We start from the raw sequence: 1,351 nt of genomic DNA, 5'->3' as shown, positions 1-1,351 counted from the left end.
TGCAGGCCTTCGACATCGCCTTCGACGGCCGCCTCACCAACAACCACATTTGACCCAGCAACCAAGCTAGTTACACCGTTTACTGGACAGACCCCGGTTGGGCAGGTTTTGCTGGTGAGGGGTGTGGCTGACCGTTCGGTGTTGACGCATCCGTTGTTCACGGTCAGATCGGCAGCAGCCAGCTGCCCCCGGAGGCGCGTGACCTCGCCAACAGCACGGGTAGAACGCAGTTCAGGACACGATCCGCTGCTGGAGTACTAGGCACTGTTTCTCGGATCTCCTGACGTGAGTGGGGTGTTGGGGTCAGGCTTGCCGTATGGGCCGTGGGGATCTGACGAACGCGGAGTGGGACCGGCTGGAGTCGTTCCTGCCTCCTGGTGGTGCTCGTGGAGGCCGGTGGAGTGATCACCGCCGGGTCATCAACGGAGTGCTCTACCGGGTTCGGACTGGCGTGCAGTGGCGGGATCTACCGGAACGGTTCGGGCCGTGGGAAACAAACGCCACCGCCGCTGGTCAGCGGACGGAACGTGGACGATGCTGCTCTCTCGGATCCAGTCCGCCGAGGATGCTGCGGGCCGGATCGACTGGGAAGTGTCGGTGGACTCAACAGTGGTGCGGGCCCACCAGCACCCAGCCGGCGCGAGGAAGACACCGGCAGTCACCGCTCCTCCAAAGGGGCACGTTGGGGGGACGAACCCGGTCGATCCGGTGCTGCGGAAGCTGGTGGGCCGGCTCGAGGAAGTGGTCAGATCGGCGAGTGCCTGGGACGCTCCCGTGGTGGATTCACGACCAAGATCCACCTCGCTGCGGACGGGCAATGCAGGCCTCTCGCCCTTGTCCTGACACCCGGGCACTACGGCGACGGGCCTCAGCTCGAGCGGGTGCTCGAGCAGGTCTCCGTCCCCCGTCTCGGAGTCGGCCGGCCCCGCGCTCGCCCTGACCATGTCCTGGCCGATAAGGCTTACACCTCTCGGAGGAATCGCCGCTACCTGCGACGACGCGGAATCCGGCACACCATCCCCGAACGCCTCGACCAGCAAAGGCACCGCAAGAACCGCGGTTCACGCGGCGGCCGGCCCACCGGCTTCGACGGCGAGCGATACAAGAAACGCAACACCGTCGAACGAGCCATCAACCGGCTCAAGGGCTTCCGCGCCGTCGCCACCCGCTACGAGAAACGCGCCTACATCTACCTCGGCACCGCCACTCTTGCAGCCCTCATCATCTGGCTCCGAACATGATCCAAGAAACATCGCCTACTGATCTTTTCGTAAGTTCGGTGGGTGTGCTGGATGGATGGTCAGGCCGGTGTGAGTGAGGAAGGACCATGGCAGTTGTGGGTTGTGGTTGA

Annotated in this window: 1 pseudogene; it reads left to right on the top strand. The window is 64.3% G+C overall.

The features are described 5' to 3' along the window. The first annotated feature begins 316 nt into the window (after positions 1–316). A pseudogene (locus ACZ4NT_RS39310) lies at positions 317–1,241 on the top strand (IS5 family transposase). Positions 1,242–1,351 lie beyond the last annotated feature (110 nt).

This window comes from Streptomyces sp. NPDC026417 (assembly GCF_055567695.1).
Note: the sequence above shows the minus strand (reverse complement) of the source record. Positions and strands in the feature narration are given on the sequence as shown.